This is a genomic window from Bacillus thermozeamaize, assembly GCA_002159075.1.
GTDB lineage: Bacteria > Bacillota > Bacilli > ZCTH02-B2 > ZCTH02-B2 > Bacillus_BB > Bacillus_BB thermozeamaize.
Genome location: LZRT01000036.1, coordinates 32785 through 48643, shown reverse-complemented (window position 1 = coordinate 48643; position 15859 = coordinate 32785). Strand labels below are relative to the sequence as shown.

General features: G+C 51.6%; 13 protein-coding genes. 2 read left to right on the top strand and 11 right to left on the bottom strand.

The window, feature by feature from the left end; all coding sequences use genetic code 11:
* The first annotated feature begins 200 nt into the window (after window positions 1-200).
* Together BAA01_02530 and BAA01_02525 are read left to right on the top strand one after the other, a co-directional pair.
* Window positions 201-1289: a hypothetical protein gene (locus BAA01_02530; protein OUM89660.1), complete on the top strand. Its 1089-nt coding sequence runs from the start codon at window positions 201-203 to the stop codon at window positions 1287-1289.
* 170 nt (window positions 1290-1459) lie between these two features.
* Window positions 1460-2089 (top strand): repressor LexA, encoded by a 630-nt coding sequence (locus tag BAA01_02525; GenBank protein ID OUM89659.1) that lies wholly within the window; start codon window positions 1460-1462, stop codon window positions 2087-2089.
* Here the strand turns inward: BAA01_02525 and BAA01_02520 are convergent.
* From BAA01_02520 to BAA01_02470, 11 genes are all read right to left on the bottom strand, one after another.
* Window positions 2070-3356 carry a hypothetical protein gene (locus BAA01_02520; protein ID OUM89746.1) on the bottom strand — a complete coding sequence of 429 codons (1287 nt, stop codon included), beginning with the start codon at window positions 3354-3356 and terminating at the stop codon, window positions 2070-2072. The two genes, BAA01_02525 and BAA01_02520, sit on opposite strands and share 20 nt — an antisense overlap.
* A 78-nt stretch (window positions 3357-3434) precedes the next feature.
* A complete protein-coding gene (locus BAA01_02515) occupies window positions 3435-4370 on the bottom strand; it encodes a hypothetical protein (GenBank protein OUM89745.1) in 936 nt (311 codons plus the stop codon).
* 171 nt (window positions 4371-4541) lie between these two features.
* The gene (locus BAA01_02510; GenBank protein ID OUM89658.1) at window positions 4542-4802 is read right to left on the bottom strand and encodes an RNA chaperone Hfq; all 261 of its coding nucleotides are present in this window, start codon (window positions 4800-4802) and stop codon (window positions 4542-4544) included.
* Window positions 4803-4849: 47 nt separating this feature from the next.
* Window positions 4850-5818, bottom strand: coding sequence for a tRNA (adenosine(37)-N6)-dimethylallyltransferase MiaA (locus BAA01_02505; protein ID OUM89657.1), 969 nt, complete (start codon window positions 5816-5818; stop codon window positions 4850-4852).
* A 45-nt stretch (window positions 5819-5863) separates the two neighbouring features.
* Complete coding sequence (locus tag BAA01_02500) at window positions 5864-7849, bottom strand: hypothetical protein (GenBank protein OUM89656.1); 1986 nt, start codon at window positions 7847-7849, stop codon at window positions 5864-5866.
* The gene (locus tag BAA01_02495) at window positions 7849-10482 is read right to left on the bottom strand and encodes a DNA mismatch repair protein MutS (protein ID OUM89744.1); all 2634 of its coding nucleotides are present in this window, start codon (window positions 10480-10482) and stop codon (window positions 7849-7851) included. Before BAA01_02495 ends, BAA01_02500 begins: the two co-directional genes overlap by 1 nt.
* 94 nt (window positions 10483-10576) lie before the next feature.
* Window positions 10577-11962 carry a hypothetical protein gene (locus BAA01_02490; GenBank protein OUM89655.1) on the bottom strand — a complete coding sequence of 462 codons (1386 nt, stop codon included), beginning with the start codon at window positions 11960-11962 and terminating at the stop codon, window positions 10577-10579.
* 208 nt (window positions 11963-12170) lie between these two features.
* On the bottom strand, window positions 12171-12740 hold the full coding sequence (locus BAA01_02485; GenBank protein ID OUM89654.1) for a spore coat protein: 570 nt from the start codon (window positions 12738-12740) through the stop codon (window positions 12171-12173).
* A gap of 91 nt (window positions 12741-12831) precedes the next feature.
* Window positions 12832-13239: a master regulator for biofilm formation gene (locus tag BAA01_02480; GenBank protein ID OUM89743.1), complete on the bottom strand. Its 408-nt coding sequence runs from the start codon at window positions 13237-13239 to the stop codon at window positions 12832-12834.
* 65 nt (window positions 13240-13304) lie between these two features.
* Complete coding sequence (locus BAA01_02475) at window positions 13305-14867, bottom strand: tRNA (N6-isopentenyl adenosine(37)-C2)-methylthiotransferase MiaB (GenBank protein ID OUM89742.1); 1563 nt, start codon at window positions 14865-14867, stop codon at window positions 13305-13307.
* Window positions 14868-14998: 131 nt separating this feature from the next.
* The gene (locus tag BAA01_02470; GenBank protein ID OUM89653.1) at window positions 14999-15859 is read right to left on the bottom strand and encodes a 2-oxoacid ferredoxin oxidoreductase; all 861 of its coding nucleotides are present in this window, start codon (window positions 15857-15859) and stop codon (window positions 14999-15001) included.

Sequence of the window (15859 nt, the reverse complement as noted above, 5' to 3'; positions counted from 1 at the left end):
ATGACTATTTTTGTTTATTTTTAAAATTAAATCCATTTTAAAACTCAAATTCATTTCAATCGAGGATGATTGCGCAACCATCATGCGAAAAAACATTGTTACATAACATATCTTATGTAAACTAATTTGAACATGACTTTTTTTGCGCTAAAATAGATTCGTGCATGGGATGAAGAACGGTTCCGCGATGAGGTGCTGAGATGAGAAAAGTGGTTCTTGTCGGTGGCGGTCACGCTCATGTTTATATTCTTAAACAACTTCAGAAGAACAAGTGGACAAACGCCCATGTCGTGCTGATCTCGCCGAATCGTTACCAATATTATTCCGGCATGTTCTCGGGTTACTTGGAAGGGCGATACGAAACAGAGGAGATCCGGATTGATTTGGCCCGTTTATGCGCTGCAGCGAGCGTCCGTTTTGTGGAAGCTTCGGTGGTCAGCGTGGATCCCGGACGACAGGAGCTGGTCACGTCCACCGGCCAACGAATGGATTACGATGTGATTTCTTTTGATATCGGTTCACATATTGCAAACACGGACATCCCGGGTGTGCTGGATCATGCCACCTTCATCAAGCCCAATTATCTGATACCCAGTTTGAAGGATGTCTTCCTTGCCAAGGAACGTCTCGTCGTAGCTGGTGGAGGCGCTTCAGGCATTGAAATCGCTTTGAGTCTTCAGGCCCGTCGAAAAAGGCTGGGCTTTAAACAACCGGTGACGTTAATCAGCAAAGGCCCATTATTGGAACATGCAAGCAGACAGGTGACCCGGCACATGACGGAGATTGTCCATAAGAAAGGAATCCACCTGATTCAACATGATCCCGTCGTTTCAGTCTGCAAAGATCATCTGGAACTGCAGTCGGGTAAAACCGTGTCGTACGATCAACTCATATGGCTAACTGGACCGGCAGCACCGCCATTATTCCAGAAAAGCGGCTTCCCGACGGACAACCAAGGCTATTTGTTGGTAAACCATTGTCTTCAGTGTGTGACCTATGAGAATGTGTTCGGGGCGGGCGATTGCATTGCCATCAAGCCATATCCTTGGCTGCATAAAGCTGGCGTTTATGCCGTTCGGGAAGCTCCCGTGCTTTGGACCAACCTGGGACGGTATTTATCGGGAACGGCATTAAAGCCGTACATACCGCAATCGGATTATTTGTCCATTTTGTCTACCGGTGACGGCGAAGCATTTTTGCTTTACCGGGGTTTATCTTTTCACGGCAGCTGGTGCTGGGAACTGAAACATGCCATCGATACTTCGTTTATGAAAAAATACAAGCGGTGATCATGTCGACGCTGAGGCTGAGCATGCTGAGAAATTTATAAGTTAACATAATATACATTATCGGACGTAATAAATCCGCGCTCGAACGGGTGTTTGAGGCATGGGATTATGGTATAATGGGGTCGAACATTTGGTCTTTCATCGAGCCAGAAAGGTGGGACGATGGTTTCATGGAAAAACCTCTTTCCAAACGGCAACAAGCGATTTTGGATTTTATCGTCAAGGAAGTGCGTGAAAAAGGCTACCCTCCTTCCGTTCGGGAAATCGGCGATGCTGTCGGCCTTGCATCCAGTTCGACCGTTCACGGCCATTTGGCGAAATTGGAAAAAAAAGGATTTATCCGTCGCGATCCGTCCAAACCCCGAGCCATTGAAATCTTGGATCGCCATATGATGATGAACGAAGCTCACCAGGAAACGGTGCAGGTTCCGGTCGTCGGCAAGGTGACGGCAGGATTGCCTATTACAGCTATTCAAAACATTGAAACCTACTTCCCTGTTCCCAAATTCCTTGTGCCCAACGAGTCAACCGTATTTATGCTGCTCGTACAAGGAGACAGCATGATCAATGCCGGAATCCGGGATCAGGATTATGTGATTGTCAGACAACAACATACTGCCAATAACGGCGAAATCGTCGTGGCCATGACAGCCGAAGATGAAGCCACCGTAAAACGTTTTTACAAGGAACGCGACCACATTCGCCTGCAGCCGGAAAACCCAACGATGGAACCCATTCTGCTTAAGGATGTCACCATTTTGGGCAAGGTGATCGGGCTTTTCAGACATTACAAAGAATAGCCTGTTTGATGGCCGGATTGGCCAGCGCCTGATCGAGAAATGACAACATGGCATATTTGACATGTGCGTAGGTCAGGCCGCCTTGCATATACCCGACGTACGGAGCGCGCATCGGCGCATCTGCCGAAAGTTCAATGCTCGCTCCCTGGACAAACGTGCCTGCAGCCATAATCACTTGATCATCATATCCGGGCATCGGGCTGGGTACGGGACGGACAAAGGAATCAATGGGAGAAGCCGCCTGAATCGCCTGGCAGAACCGAATCAGATCCTCCCCGCGGGAAAACCGGATGGCCTGGATAATGTCAGAACGCGGTTCATCCCAGCGCGGCGATGTTTCATAACCACAGCTCTCAAGCAGAGCGGCCGCAAAAACAGCACCTTTCAGCGCCTCACCGACGATATGGGGCGCCAGGAAAAATCCTTGCAAAATGAACCGGTTTGTTCCCAATGTAGCGCCCAGTTCTTTGCCGAGCCCGGGAGCGGTCAAGCGGGCGGCCGCCATAGAAACCAATTCGCTGCGGCCGGCGATGTATCCACCGGCAGGTGCCAGGCCGCCGCCGGGGTTTTTGATCAACGACCCTGCCATCAGATCGATGCCGACTGACGTCGGCTCTTCCGCTTCTGTAAATTCTCCGTAGCAATTATCGACAAACGTGATGACTTCGGACCGGATGGACTTGACGAACCGATTCAGCTGGGCGATCTCTCGGACCGAAAGGGTCGGACGCCATTCATAACCGCGCGAACGCTGGATTGCGACGAGCTTCGTAGCTGGAGTGAACGCCTGTTCAATCGCTCCATAATCCGGCTGGCCGTCGGGCAACAGCGGAACGACGCGACAACGGATCCCATATTCCCGCAGATTGCCCGTAAAGTCCCCTCTCAATCCCAGCGCCTCCTGCAAGGAGTCATACGGCCGTCCCGTTACATACAGCAGTTCGTCCCCGGGACGCAACACGCCAAACAGCGCCGTCACGATCGCGTGCGTGCCGGAAACAAAATGAGGACGCACTAATGCGTCCTCGGCGCCGAACACCTCTGCGTATACCTGATCAATCACTTGCCGCCCTTGGTCGCCATATCCATACCCTGTCGAACCGGCAAAGTGCGAATCATTCACCTGGGTATTCTGAAAAGCGCGCAGCACTTTGGCTTGGTTTTCCTCTACAAGCCTTTCTATTTCACGAAATCGTTCTGCCAACTGCTGTTCCAATTTTTCGGAAACCCGTTCCAAAATTTCGGAATTAACAAAACGTTTATACATCGGCGCCATGCTTCTCCTTTTTCTTTTTTTATTTTATTCTTCTCTTCAACTTTATTTGTTTATATCTTTATATCCAACTCATAGCAACGCGGTGCCCTCATCTTCAAACTGTAAATCTTCCGGCAAAATCATCATGAGCTTCTCTTTCGTCCAGACCGACTGGCGCATCAGACGGATGGCCTGATTGCGGATGGATTTTTCCACCAGATTGCGGACATAGCGGGCATTGCTAGGCAATTCGTGAGGCCAACTTGCAGCCTCCTCCAGCATCGCTTTCAGTTTCAAGCGGGCCTCCGCCGACAATTGGTATTCCCGCTCGGCATACATGACATCCGCAATGTCCAGCAGTTGTGTTACCGTATAATCGGCAAATTCCAGCTGGATCGGAAATCGCGAGGGCAATCCCGGATTGGCCTTGAGGAAATGATGCATCTCCTCCGTATACCCTGCCAAAATCAAGATGAACTCATCCTTGTAATCCTCCATCGCTTTGACGAGGGTATCTATCGCTTCCTTGCCGAAGTCCTTCTCTCCCCCGCGCGCCAATGAATAAGCTTCATCAATAAACAAAATGCCGCCCAGCGCCTTTTTCACCTGTTCACGTGTTTTTTGTGCGGTATGCCCCACATACTCCCCTACCAGATCAGCGCGTTCCACCTCGATCAAGTGGCCTTTTTGCAAGATGCCCAATTCCTGGAACATCTGCCCGAACATCCGGGCCACCGTCGTCTTTCCTGTTCCCGGGTTGCCGTGAAAAACCATATGTAGGACGTGAGGTTCCCGTTTCAGCCCCAATTGTTCACGCTGCTGATTGATCCAGTAAAACGAATAAATCTCATAGGCCAACCGTTTGACCTTTTCCAGCCCAATCAATTGATCCAAATGCCGGGAGGCACGAAAGAAATGGCGAAGGTGTTCAGGTTGCTCTTCTTTTATCGACGAACGATCGAATACTGGATTCGTTTGTCCTGCTGTTTCGGCTTTTTCCTTCGCAGATGTCAACTTGATCTGGATGCGATGGGTAGATGGTGATGACGCACCTGTTTTCATCAGCCCTTCCACCCCTTCCCTGTTTAAACGGCATCCATTCGGTGCGTGCCGCTATGCAGGACTGCTGCCGCCTTCAAGGACTGCGCGATATGAACGATAGGCAAGAACGGTTCAGGAACGCTGGTGAAAAACCGGCTAGGACGATGGTGATTCCTCAGAGCTTTTTGGTTCCTGCGGCTGATAGAGATTGACTGCTCTGGCAGGATGAAAAGTGGAAATGGCATGTTTATAGATCATCTGCTGCTTGCCGTCTGATTCGATGACGACAGTAAAATTGTCAAAAGAACGCACAAATCCTTTCAATTGATATCCATTGGTCAAGTAAACCGTAACCGGGATATTTTCTTTGCGCACCTGATTCAAAAAAGTGTCCTGGACGTTCACAACCTGTTTCATGAATAGTTCCTCCTATGGCTTTACATTTTTATATATGTTTATATATGCTACGCATTGTTTAATGTATATTCGTCAAAAGAGTAGAATTTTCCTGCAATCAGCCGCTGAATTTCAGGAAACTTCTCCATCCATCCTGCTTCTCCTACCTTCACCCAATGCACCTCGTGCTGTCTCCGGAACCAGGTGAATTGTCTCTTGGCGAAATGGCGGGTCCGTTTTTTCAATTCAGTGACTGCCTGCTCCAGACTCCATTGCCCTTTGAGATAGGCGATAATTTCTTTATACCCCAAACCCTGCATCGATGGCAAGGATTCGTCGTACCCTTGGGCCAAAAGCCCCTTTACTTCTTCAACCAATCCTTCCTCAAGCATCCGATCCACCCGCCGATTAATCCGCTCATACAACAACGTCCGATCCATCCACAATCCGATCGTCATGACGTCGAACCACGGCTTTTGCTCCTTGTGCTGATGCTGCCATTGGCTGAACGGGATTCCTGTCAGTTCTTGTACTTCCAAGGCGCGGATGATTCGCTTCTCATCATTCGGATGGAGTTTGTCGGCGGTTTCCGGATCTTTTTCCCGCAATCGTTCATAAAGGCTTTGTCTGCCGTATTGTTGGCTATATGTCTGCCATTTTTTGCGGATGCGTTCATCTTTCGGCGCATCCGAAAAAAGGTAACCGTGGGTCACGGAACGCACGTAAAGACCTGTGCCGCCGACCATCAGTGGAATCCGCTTCCTCTGATGCACATGCTCGATCGCCTTCAGGGCGTCCCGTTGAAAATCGGCCACCGAATAAGGCTCATCCGGCTGGCAGATGTCAATCAGATGATGCGGGATTTGCTGGCGGATTTTTGGCGATACCTTGGCCGTGCCAATATCCATCCCTTTGTACACCTGCATCGAATCGGCAGAGATCACTTCCATGTCAAACGTTTTGGCGAGAGCGACGCTCAGATCCGTTTTCCCGACGGCTGTTGGCCCAACGATGACCAGCAGCGGCTTTTTCACCACACAGACCTCCTTTCTCTTGTCAACTCTCCGACATGCGTAAGCAATCTACATAATCCGTTTAAACATTCTTTTGATCTGGTTGTGCGAAAAGTGAATGACAACCGGACGGCCGTGTGGACAAGTGAAAGGTTGCCTGGCTTGCCTCAGATCATCCAGCAATTGCTGCATCTCTTCCAGCCGAAGGTGACGATTGGCCTTAATGGCCGCCTTGCACGCCAGCCCCATAATCGCCTCATCCAAGACATCTTCGATGGAAATCTTCGAAGGGTTTCCCCCATGTTGCAGCAACCGCTGCAACATTTCCTGCAGCCAAAATTCCTCCTCGTCCGGAGGGACCCAGGCAGGATAGGAGCGAACCAGGAAAGTGTGCTGGCCAAAAGGCTCGATTTCAATTCCTAAGCCCAGTATCTCCTCTTTTCGCAAGGTTATTAATTCGTTCAATAGACTGGCTTCCTGCGGGTGCAAGTGGATAGTCAATGGAATCATCAAGGGCTGCCGTTGCACCTGCATGTCCCTGGCCATTTCGGAGAAACGTTCATAGAAAATGCGTTCCTGGGCGGCATGTTGATCCACCATATATAACCCGTCTTCGTTCTGGGCAAGGATATAGGTGCCGTGCAACTGGCCTAAAGGGTACATCATCGGGAGGCGCTCGCCGGCTTCTTCCGGGCGGGAAGGCAAGGAAGCGTCCAGCGAAGCTTCTTCTTCGCCGTATAAGGCAGCGCATTCAGGTGCTTGCCGTCCGGCGTCCCGGTTTGGTCCGGCATCCAGATTCAACGGCTGGGTTTCACGTACCATGTCAGGTTTCGGAACTGTTTCCCATTTCGGTTCTTCTGCTTTCGGGTTTTCTGCTTCCGGATTTTCTGATGGTTTGGCGGGGATGTCGCCTGCCGTGTGAGCCTGACGAACCGTTTTTTCGACGGGACGCATAAAATTGAACTGCACCTGTTGATTGACGGCCTCACGTCGTTGCAGCGGTTTGCTTGGAGAGCCGGCAAGCAGTCCGACGGGCCGGGCAGTGGCAGGTCCGTCAAGAACGAGCGATTGCCGGTGGAGTTGCCTGCTGACGCTTTCCTTCAGCCATTTCATCAACTCCTGCTCCTTGCTGAAGCGCACCTCCAGTTTTGCAGGATGCACATTGACGTCCACCAACTGGGGATCCATCCGCAGGTGAACCACAGCGATGGGGTAACGACGCTGGGGCAGCAGCGTGTGGTATGCGTCGAGAAGGGCATGGGTCAGACTCGCATTTTTTACCGCTCTTCCGTTTACAATCCAGATGATGTGGGAGCGGCTGGCACGATTCGTCTGCGGCTTGCTGACATATCCATCCAGTTCGAAATCGGGCGCTTCTTCCCTGATCGGAATCATCGATCGCGCCGTGTTCAAGCCATACAGAGCGTGGATGACGTGCAATAACTTCCCGTCACCGTCCGTGGAAAAAACCATTCGTCCCTGATGGTAAAAACGAAAGGAGATGTCAGGGTGCCCCAGAGCCAGGCGCGCCAGCACGTCATGGATATGGGCCAGTTCTGTCTGCATGGATTTGAGATATTTGAGACGCGCAGGCGTATTATAAAACAGGTCGCACACCTGAATGCATGTTCCTTTTGGTGACGCCGTCTGCTGGTGTTCCCGAACCTCACCGCCTTCAAGGTAAAGCTGAACGCCGGCTCGTTCAGAAGAAGTGGCCGTGATCAACCGAACCTTGGAAACGGCAGCGATGCTGGCGAGGGCTTCCCCCCGGAAACCAAGCGAAGAAATGCGCATCAGATCCTTTTCTGTTCGAATTTTGCTCGTCGCGTGCCTGGCAAAAGCCAACAGGCATTCTTCCGGCTCAATACCGGAACCATTATCCCTCACTTCGATCCGGGTCAGGCCGGCCTCCTCCGCACGCACTTCAATCTGGGTGCTGCCCGCGTCGATCGCATTCTCGACCAGTTCCTTGACGACCGAAGCGGGCCTTTCGATCACCTCGCCAGCCGCAATCTGATTGGCCACATGCTCTTCCAACACGTGAATGCGGGGCATCAGATCCACCCCCCTTTTCGTTTCAATTGGTACAAGATTTGCAGCGCTTGCAGCGGCGTGGTCCTGTCCAGATCCAACTTCCTCAGCCGGTCAAGGATCTCCTGAACCTGCGATTCCTGGATAGGTTCCGCTTCGCCAAAGAGACTCAATTGCTGGAAGGCAACCTCCGCATCACCATGCGCCGCGGCAGCCACCTCTCCCCGGGCTTCCACCGGCGCAGCAGCTTCCGTCCCGGCCTGTGGTCGGGACGAGGTGTACTCCTCCAGGAGTTGTTCAGCCCGCTCGATGATCGACGCAGGCAAGCCCGCCAATTTTGCGCAATAAATTCCGTAACTTTTGCTCGCAGGTCCTTCCACCAGACGACGTAAAAAGAGGACTTCCTTTTCCGTCTCTTCCACCGCCATGCTGACGTTTTTCAGTCCCTGAAGCGTCGATTCCAGCTCAGCCAATTCATGGTAATGGGTGGAAACCAACGACAGGCATCTTATCTGATCATGCAAATATTCAATCACCGCTTGGGCAATCGCCATCCCGTCTTCGGTAGAGGTTCCCCTGCCAAGCTCGTCAATGATCACCAGGCTGTTTTTCGTCGCCTGCGTCGTGGTCAGACGGATCTCATTCATCTCTACCATGAAGGTGCTTTGCCCGCTGGCCAGATCATCTGAAGCGCCGATACGCGTAAAGAACCGGTCAAACAAAGGCAATACGGCTCTGGTGGCCGGCACAAAACATCCGATCTGCGCCAGAATGGCGATCAACGCCACCTGCCGCATGTAGGTGCTTTTTCCCGCCATGTTTGGACCCGTCAAAAGCAAAATGCGGCAATTTTCATCCATCTTCGTATCGTTGGCCACAAAGGTTTGGGCGGGGAGCATTTTCTCCACAACGGGATGCCGTCCTTCAGCAATCTCCAGGTGTTGTTCCGTGGTAAAAACAGGGCGAACATACCGCTCCTGGACGCTGATTTCCGCAAAGGTGGCATAGAGATCCAAAACGGCCAGGTTTCGTGCCAGTGAATGAATGCGGTGCGTGTAGGCCGCCACTTGTTCGCGCACCTCGACAAAACGCTGGTTTTCCAGTTCCGCCAGCTTTTCTTCCGCCTCCAGAATCAGCCGTTCCCGTTCCTTCAGCTCTTCCGTCACATAACGCTCCGCATTGGCCAGCGTCTGCTTGCGCTGGTAGCGATCCAAAGGTACCAGCGCAAAATTGGCTTTCGTCACCTCGATATAATATCCGAACACCTTGTTGAACCCGATCTTCAAGGATTTGATCCCGGTGGCTTCCCGTTCCTTTGCCTCCAGCTCGGCAATCCATTTCTTGCCGTCTCGGGCTATCTGCCTGAGTTCGTCCAATTGCGGATCATACCCGTCCCGGATGACGCGGCCTTCCTGGAATTGTGCAGGTGCAGCCGGATCAATGGCCCGTTCAATCAATTCGCGAATCGGGACGCAAGGATCCAACTCGGCACCCAACTGGCGAAGTGTCGAGGAAGCTGAGGAAAGGCAATTGGCGCGCAAGAAAGGCACCTGCTCCAGGGATTGCTTTAGCGCAAGCAAATCCTTCGGTGAGGCAATGCCCATGGCAACGCGGGTGGCGATTCGTTCCAGATCGTATACCTGCCGCAGGCTTCGCCGGATCTCTTCCCGCCGCATGGGGTCTTTCACCAGCTCTTCTACCGCATCCAGCCTCTGCTCAATCTGCTTCTGATCAACCAACGGCTTGGCCAGCCATTGCCTCAACCGCCTGGCACCCATGATGGTGGCAGTCCGATCCAGATGGTCCAGCAAGGTGGCCTTTTTTTCCCCTGACAACCGCTCAAACAGTTCCAGGTTTCGTACCGTAAAACCATCCATCAAGAGGAACTGCGTCGCCTCTACCAATGAAAGCCGGAAATGACGGAGCACCCGTTTTTGGGTCTCCTGCCAATAATAAAGCAGCTGGCCGATTGTCCGCCGTGCCGCTGGCTCCAAAGAGGGCTGATCGACCAGCCAGGTTGCGAGCAATCGCTGGCTTTCCTCTTCATCAGGTGGAGCGACAGAGGTGATGAGCCCCATAAACCGTTCTTCAATGGCGTGTCTTGCCGAGGTTTTGATGATGTCTGACAAGAGAATTTCCCGCGGCTGGTATCTCGCACACTCATCCAGCACCCCTTCCAGGGACATCGGCTGGCGCACAAGTTCCAGTTCCCCAGTGCCAAGATCACCGGCCGCCAAATAAAAGTGGTCCTCCTCCATAAAAATGGAGCAAATGTAGGCATTCCCTTTCCCTTCCTTGCCCAGCCATGTCCCCGGGGTAATGACCTGAACCACTTCCCGCCGAACGACGCCTTTGGCTGTCTTCGGATCTTCCACCTGTTCGCAGATGGCTACTTTATATCCAAGTTCAATCAGTTGTTCGATGTATGTATCAGAGGAATGGTGTGGAACCCCGCACATCGGAATCGGCTGGTCACCCATCGTTCCACGGCTCGTCAGTGTCAAGCCGAGCACTTCCGCCGCCTGAATGGCATCGTCAAAGAACAATTCATAAAAATCCCCCAGGCGAAAAAACAAAAAGGCATCCGGATATGCTTCCTTCATCGAAAAATATTGTTCCATCATCGGTGTCAGTTTGCCAGTTGTATTCGTTCCCATCGCGCCCATGTTTCTTCGCCTCACTGTTGATGTTTATCCAGTATTATAACATAACCTTTGACACTGTTTTTGCCATTTCCCGTTTTCTTTTGGATCAGCGGGATGACGTCAGCTTCCAGGCAGGACGAATATCCTGGCTTTCATCCCACGGCGTTCCTTCGCGGATTTTCTGAAACAAGGGATCGACTTGTTTCCGGATTTCTTCATATTGCGGCATGGATTCGATCAAAGACATCTTTTCTTCGGCATGTGTGTAAAGTTCAGCGCCATTTCCGCTGTAAAACGACCGCATGACATCCGAATTCAAAAACGTGCCAATCGGAAGCTTGAGGTGGTGTTGTACGAGGAATTTCGCCAAGACAAATGTGGCCAGCGCAATTTTGGGAGAATAAATAAAGCTAGACAATGTCCGGTATTCAAAGCCATGAATTTTGGTTCGGACATCCCCCAACTTTCCGTATTTCGGCCGCCGTAAAATGCCACGCGGATCCTCCAGGATGCGGAACGGCAATGCCAAATATTCATCAAGAACGCGAATCAACAAGAAGTGCAGGGGAACTTTTCCAAAGTGCAAATGTCCGCCAATCGACAGATTGGCTACCGGCTGGTTGCCGACCAACCAGGCCAAGTTGGACGATGCGATCATTCTATTGGCCTGTTTCATGGTCGCGTAAAGGTTCCGATACAGTTGCAAAGGATGCCGGCTCGGCAGCGGCCGGAGTTCAGCAATCGGATAATCGGAACGGTGCAGCGGATCGCGGTAAGCATCGTGGCCCACCCTGCCCCGATACGACATAAATTGGGAGGCCGGAACCAGCTTCCCGGCACGATTCATCAGCAAAAATTCAACGTCGGTACCCAGGAGAATCTCATCTGGCACGCGCATGGTCTGGCAATACCGGGCAAAGGTCCGTACGTATCGTCCCAAAAGCGCGGGTGTATGTTTCGGAGTCGGATCCATGTCCATGACCATCATGGAACGGGATGATGGAACGCCAATCCAGACCCCGGCAAAATCTAAACCCAGTGCATAAAGCGCATCGGTGGCCAGACGGATGGCGCGTTTTACTTCCGGCGAATACTTTTTTTTGGAAATGAACGTTCCCCTTTGCAATCGGGACTTCTCTTCCCCAGTACGCCAGAGCGTTGCCTTTTGAAACAAATAGACACCCAGCACCTGGTACTGAAACAAAATGACATAATACCTCCGGGCAAAACGAATCGATTTGTCAAGAGAAATGGTCGGTATCCCGTTCAATTTCAAAATCTCCGTCCGCAGATGGGGATCCATCGCCTGACGCACTGCCTGTTGGCGATTGAGCAAGATCATATTGGCATGCTTCGTAAACGGAAACTTATCCCATTGAATCAAAACATCAGGTTGGATTTGGGCTGGTATGGTTCCCCCTTCCATTAACCCTTCTTCACGGGCTTTTTTTGCCAGTTCCATTTTATTTTGGTGGAGCAGAAAGCCTTGCAACTTCTCCCCTCCCTTTTGTAGCTGCCACCGGAGCGCACGCCACCTGCTTCTCCGCGTGGAGCTCACAGGGAATGCTTTTGTCGCCAGGGTTAATGGTTCATCATTCCATTCTAAAGTATGAAAAAAAAGAATGCCTCGTGAAAAAAGAGTCCCTTCGCTGCAGATAGGGGCTCTCTTAAAAGGGCATTCCAAAAACGTTCATCTTTAGTTATAAAAGCAAATCTGCCTCATCTTCCTCATCGGATAGATCATTCGGAAGATCTTCTTCCATGAAATCCAGCTCAAAATCCTTGTCAACAAAATCCTCGTCACTGGCGCAGACCAGAACCGAAAGTTTCGTTTCACCGATGATCTCCACGAGAAATTCCCGTTCCACTTCAATGACAAAATTGGTCCCATTCGGCGAAAGATACGCGTCAATGCAGTTGGGTTCCAGCGTCGGCGTCACCAGCACCTGCACGTCGTTGTCCTTCATGTTCCCGTCCATAAACGAAAGGGGGACGTGATCCACATAGGATACAGTCTCGTTGGCGACTTCTGTCTTGGTATTTTTCTCACAAGCGTACCATACGTTAAGATCGTAGGAACCGACAATTTCCACAAAATCTCCCGATTTTACCGCTTTATACTTGTGATTGATCACCCAAGCGCCCAGAATGTGCACCGGTGGGGTCAACGGGGATACCGTATGCGTGGATTGGGAGAATTTCCGGCCCTTGCCACATATCGCCTTTGCAAAGATTTCTCGACAATGGTACCGTTGGGTGGCAGCTGACATATTCAACCTCCTCCATACAATTCTTCAGTACAATTGTATGCAGGGCATCTGTCATGGGTGAATCGTCCTGCCACATCTTATTCGGTACCCTTTACTTTTTCTCGTCTTCAAGCGGCATCAAACCCGTCTCTCCCGTCAACGGATCGCCTCCGGTTGAAAGAATGATTTTTTCCGAAATCGTGTTGGCGATCACGTTGGTCACCATCTGCAGCAGATCGTTGATTTCCAATTGGGATTCCTTAAATTCTGCCACAATCGGGATCTCATCCAGCTCATCCTGCAGCCTTTCCAGTTCCTGTTCCAGTTGGGCCGCCAGTTGTTCTTTGTTCAAATGCTTGGCGTGAACCAGCTCTTTTTGCTTTCGTTTGATCTGGGCGATCAACGATTGGACCTTTTGGCTTCGCTTGATTTGCTGCTCCGCTCGCCGATAGAAGTCCACCTCTTCCGATCGCACAATCAGGTCGGCCAATTGGCGGGCCTTTTCCATAATCTCTTGCATCGAAACCGTTTGCGTATCCGCGTCGCCGTTGCCGGCGGACGGCATGCGCTCTTCTGTTTTGTCCATCACTGCACCGCCTCCAACACTCCGTATTCTGGTGTTTCGAGCCATTCTCCCTTGAGCGTCCAGGTTTGGGGCTGGGTGATTTTAACGGATACAAATTGACCAATCAGATGTTTGGGTCCCTTAAAATGAACCAGCTTATTGGTGCGTGTCCGTCCGCTCAAAACGTCGGCATTGGTTTTGCTTTCCCCTTCCACCAGCACCTCAACAATTTTTCCGCGCAGCTGCTCGTTTTTCCGGCGGCTGATCTCGCCTTGCAGCTGATTGAGCCTTTCCAGTCTTTCCTTCTTCTCCTCGAGAGGAACATCGTCTTCGTATTTGGCAGCCGGTGTTCCGGGACGGGGAGAGTAAATAAAGGTATATGCGGAATCAAACTCCACTTCTTTGACCAGCGAAAGCGTGTCGGCAAACTGTTCCTCCGTCTCGCCGGGGAAACCGACAATGATATCGGTGGTCAGGACGACGCCTGGAATCGCCTTCTTGATCTTTTCAACCAGCCGCAAGTAATCTTCCCGGGTATATTTGCGAGCCATCCGCTTGAGGACCGTGGTGTTGCCGGACTGAACCGGCAAGTGGATGTGCTCAACCAGATTGCCTCCTTTGGCCAGCACTTCGATCAGCCGATCATCAAAATCCTTTGGATGGCTGGTCGTAAAACGAACGCGCGGAATCCCGATTTTGCGCACGTCATCCAGCAAGTCGGCAAAGTCATATCGGATGTCGGTAAAATCTTTGCCATAGGCGTTGACGTTTTGTCCAAGCAGCGTGATCTCCTTGTACCCCTGACGCGCCAGGTGACGCACCTCGTCCAGCACATCCTGAGGAAGACGGCTTCGTTCCTTGCCGCGCGTGTAGGGGACGATGCAGTAGGTGCAAAACTTGTCGCACCCGTACATGATATTCACCCATGCCCTTAACGACTCGCGGCGAGCCTTGGGCAGCTGTTCAACAATATCTCCTTCCTTGGACCAAACCTCCACCACCATTTCCTTGCTGTACAGCGCCTCCTTCAGAAGATAGGGCAGGCGGTGGATATTGTGGGTTCCGAACACCAGATCAACGTGCGGATAGGTTTGCAGGATCCGCTGGACCACTGTTTCCTCCTGCGCCATGCAGCCGCATACTCCCAGAATCAATCCTGGATGAGTGGTCTTGAGCGGCTTCAGGCGGCCGAGCTCTCCAAAAACCTTGTCCTCCGCGTTTTCACGGATCGCGCAGGTATTAAAGAGAATCAAATCTGCCTGCGCTTCGTCCATTGTCTCCTGATACCCCATCATCTCCAGAAGACCGGCCATTGTCTCGCTGTCATGGACATTCATTTGACATCCATAGGTCCGGATCAGATATTTCTTTCCTTTACCGAGTTCTCTTAACTCCGGCGGAATGGATTCAAACCGGTGAATCTGGACCTCTTCTTTTCCCCGCTTTTTTGCTTTCAGTTGATCCGGGGTAATCAAAATCGTCATCTGACTCACCCTTTCTACATCAAATTCCGGTTCTATGAAAATTTCTATGAAAATCGATCGACCTGCCTCGAATCCTTTCCAAACCGTCTGTAACGCCATCTTTGATGCCCGAATCCGGACTTTGCTGCCCGGATAACACTCCACATTATACTGGATCTGCACTTGAAAGTCGACCAAAAAAGAACAGCCGTTCATGCGAACGGCTGTTCTTTGGGCGTATCTCCGCCGTGTTATACAAACTCTTCCAGCAGCTCCTGAAATTGTTCCGGCGCCACCGTCAAGTCGGCATGGACAAGCGGAACATCGGAATAGCCCTGCAGCAAGTCTTCATAGGGCTTGGCGTCCCGGTTGACATACAACAATCCGGTGACCAGGCCATTGGTCTCATGGACCACTTGCAGCGCCTTTTGACGATCGTAAGGCTCATAGTCGTCACCCAACTCCACGATGTTCTGCCGGAACCAGTCGTAGGTATTGATTTTGTTGTAGGTGACACATGGGCTGAAGACATTGACAAAGGAGAACCCACGGTGCTGAATGGCCTGCTCAATCAAACTGGTCAATTGCTTGACGTTGCTGGAAAACCCTTGAGCCACAAAGCTTGCTCCGGACGCAAGGGCCATCTCGATTGGCGCGATCGGCTGTTCGATCGCCCCCTGCGGCGTGCTTTTGGTGACAAAACCGGTTTGGCTTCGCGGAGAGGTTTGCCCTTTTGTCAGGCCATACACCTGGTTGTCCATGACAATATAGGTGATGTCGATGTTTCTCCGCATGGCGTGAATCGTGTGGTTCAAGCCGATGGCAAACCCGTCGCCGTCGCCGCCGGCTGCGATTACCGTCAGCTCGCGGTTGGCCAGTTTCACTCCCTGTGCAAGCGGCAAGGCGCGCCCGTGAACGCCATGGAATCCGTACGCATTGATATATCCCGAAATTCTGCCAGAACACCCGATTCCTGAAATGATCGCCACCTGCTCCGGCTCCAGGCCCAGGTTGGCACAGGCCCGCTGAATGGCAGCCTGTACTGAAAAATCCCCGCATCCCGGACACCAGTTGGGTTTGATGTTGTTCCGAAAATCTTTTACGGTTGCCAT

What these genes read in the sequence shown, in the direction of transcription:
- BAA01_02530 (OUM89660.1), top strand. Translation starts at nt 201, where the DNA reads ATGAGAAAAGTGGTTCTTGTCGGTGGCGGTCACGCTCATGTTTATATT.
- BAA01_02525 (OUM89659.1), top strand. Translation starts at nt 1,460, where the DNA reads ATGGAAAAACCTCTTTCCAAACGGCAACAAGCGATTTTGGATTTTATC.
- BAA01_02520 (OUM89746.1), bottom strand. Translation starts at nt 3,356, where the DNA reads ATGTATAAACGTTTTGTTAATTCCGAAATTTTGGAACGGGTTTCCGAA.
- BAA01_02510 (OUM89658.1), bottom strand. Translation starts at nt 4,802, where the DNA reads ATGAAACAGGTTGTGAACGTCCAGGACACTTTTTTGAATCAGGTGCGC.
- BAA01_02500 (OUM89656.1), bottom strand. Translation starts at nt 7,849, where the DNA reads ATGCCCCGCATTCACGTGTTGGAAGAGCATGTGGCCAATCAGATTGCG.
- BAA01_02495 (OUM89744.1), bottom strand. Translation starts at nt 10,482, where the DNA reads ATGGGAACGAATACAACTGGCAAACTGACACCGATGATGGAACAATAT.
- BAA01_02485 (OUM89654.1), bottom strand. Translation starts at nt 12,740, where the DNA reads ATGTCAGCTGCCACCCAACGGTACCATTGTCGAGAAATCTTTGCAAAG.
- BAA01_02480 (OUM89743.1), bottom strand. Translation starts at nt 13,239, where the DNA reads ATGCAAGAGATTATGGAAAAGGCCCGCCAATTGGCCGACCTGATTGTG.
- BAA01_02475 (OUM89742.1), bottom strand. Translation starts at nt 14,867, where the DNA reads ATGGCGTTACAGACGGTTTGGAAAGGATTCGAGGCAGGTCGATCGATT.
- BAA01_02470 (OUM89653.1), bottom strand. Translation starts at nt 15,859, where the DNA reads ATGGCAACCGTAAAAGATTTTCGGAACAACATCAAACCCAACTGGTGT.